Origin of the sequence: Pelotomaculum isophthalicicum JI (assembly GCF_029478095.1) — a bacterium.
GTDB classification, from domain to species: domain Bacteria; phylum Bacillota; class Desulfotomaculia; order Desulfotomaculales; family Pelotomaculaceae; genus Pelotomaculum_D; species Pelotomaculum_D isophthalicicum.
The window spans coordinates 1-1,941 of record NZ_JAKOAV010000078.1 but is presented as its reverse complement, the minus strand read 5'-3'; the positions used below and the strand labels follow the sequence as shown (position 1 = coordinate 1,941).

1 protein-coding gene is annotated in these 1,941 nt (G+C 45.6%); it reads right to left on the bottom strand.

Features of this window, described 5'->3' with window-relative positions; genetic code table 11:
- Window positions 1-87 precede the first annotated feature (87 nt).
- Window positions 88-1,407: a group II intron reverse transcriptase/maturase gene (gene ltrA, locus L7E55_RS17460; RefSeq protein WP_277445638.1), complete on the bottom strand. Its 1,320-nt coding sequence runs from the start codon at window positions 1,405-1,407 to the stop codon at window positions 88-90.
- Between the last annotated feature and the right edge of the window lie 534 nt (window positions 1,408-1,941).

Here is a 1,941-nt window from a genome sequence, read left to right as displayed (position 1 = left end):
TCTGGGTAGAAAGGCCACCAATTGGTGGCCCAACCCCCACGGAACCCGGCGTGCAGATTTCCCGCACCGGGCTCTTCGGAAATTGACTCACAGCATTGCGTATGCTTTTAGTTCCGTATATGGTATCGAAAGCTTCGGTCGCAATAGTGGAAACATACTTTTAATCGCTTGGAACTTCTCCCATGTGACGTATCCTTTGCTGCACCGGGAACTAAGCATTCTTCTCCAGTACTGTTCTGTCCTATGGTAAAGCTTAAAGAGGCTTTTCAGATTGCCTGCCATTCCATAATAATTGTAATGGCCCCTCAAGACCGAATTTATCGCCGTTACTTGCTCCTTAATTGGAAAGTGTCGTATTTCGCGCAAGGTCGCCTGCATCTTGATAATGCTTCGCCTAAGTCGCGATTTTTCGGTCTTTCTACCCACCATAAAGTTTCCTTTTCTATTGCGCGTACAATAGTGGGTAAAACCGAGGAAATAGAATGTCTCTAGCTTTTTGTCTCTTTCATGAGCATGTTTGCTAGCAAAACGGCCAAATTCAATTAGACGGGTTTTGTTTGGCTCCAGTGTTAGCGAGAATTTCCCCAATCTTTTCTCAAGGACTTCCTGAAAGCGGTTAGCATCTGAACGATACTGAAAACAGACTATGAAGTCATCAATATATCTAATCAGGTATGCTTCGCCTTTTAGCTTTGGCTTCACTATTTTCTCAAACCATAGGTCCAGTACATAGTGCAAATAGATGTTGCTTAGCAGGACGCTAATTGAGCCGCCTTGAGGAGTTCCGACATCGCTCGCCTGAATTAACCCATTTTCCATGACTCCGGCTTTGAGCCATCGTTTTATCATGGTAATAATTCTGGGGTCTCCTACTCGATGCTGTACAAATTCTAATATCCATGCGTGGTCGAGCGTTCCGAAAAAGTTCTTCAGGTCTGCTTCTAGAACCCAGCTGATTTTCTTTCCGGCAATAATTTCATTTAGGGTCGAAAGAGCGTTATGGGCTCCCCGTTCCGGTCTTCCTCCGAATGAACATTCAAGAAAATCCTGCTCATATATTGCCGATAGTACTTCAGCCGTGCTTCGTTGCAGTGCTCTGTCCACCACCGTAGGAACTCCAATTGGGCGTTTTTCAGATTTGCCTGGTTTGGGTATCCAGACTCTTCTAACTGCCGGAGGCTTATAGTTTTTTTGATGAATTGAATTCATTAGTTTCTCAATCCATAGGTCAAAATCTTTCAGCGCTCCGCCAACCGTCTCATCGTCTATACCGGGTGCAGTGCACTTTGACATCCGGGCTAGACTTTCCCACATAAGTTCCTTGGTGATGTGGTGGGCTAGCGATGTGAATTTAAGTTTTGTTTCCTTTTTGGCTTTTGCTGCTACTCTTTCCAGATTTGTGTTCATGGCTGGGGTTCTCCTTACTTTGTATTAAGGCCCGAATCCTCCCTTTGTATGGAGCCCATGTTTCCTTGGAATAGATTCAATTTCCGCTGACCGCTTCCCCGCGTAGTAGGCTTTCCCTACCTCAGAGTACTATCAGTCAGTAAGACTTCCGGTAGACCATCGGATTATTCTTGCTTTGTCAGGCTTGTCAAGTCCTATCCTTTAGGGAAGCCTGCCGGATCTCCCTTGTTTCCAAGTAGCCCTTTGATAGCATGCCGTAGGTACGAACCCCGGAAGCAATTAATATATCCTCACCAATAACGGATACTTAACTTCTGCCTTCCCCATAGAGAGAAAAGGTCGGCTACTTCACAACACGTTCAATTTCGGGGCTAATTATCCTATTCACTTTATTCCGGCCTACTATCTTCCTGTCTACGCTTCGCAATGCATGTTACCACGCACCACGCAAGACTCGGTGCATGACTGCTGGTTAGGCTTTATCAAGGCAACCATCTCAGGTTGCATGTGCTACTTGAACTTGCAAGGCGCAAC

What these genes read in the sequence shown, in the direction of transcription:
- ltrA (WP_277445638.1), bottom strand. Translation starts at nt 1,407, where the DNA reads ATGAACACAAATCTGGAAAGAGTAGCAGCAAAAGCCAAAAAGGAAACA.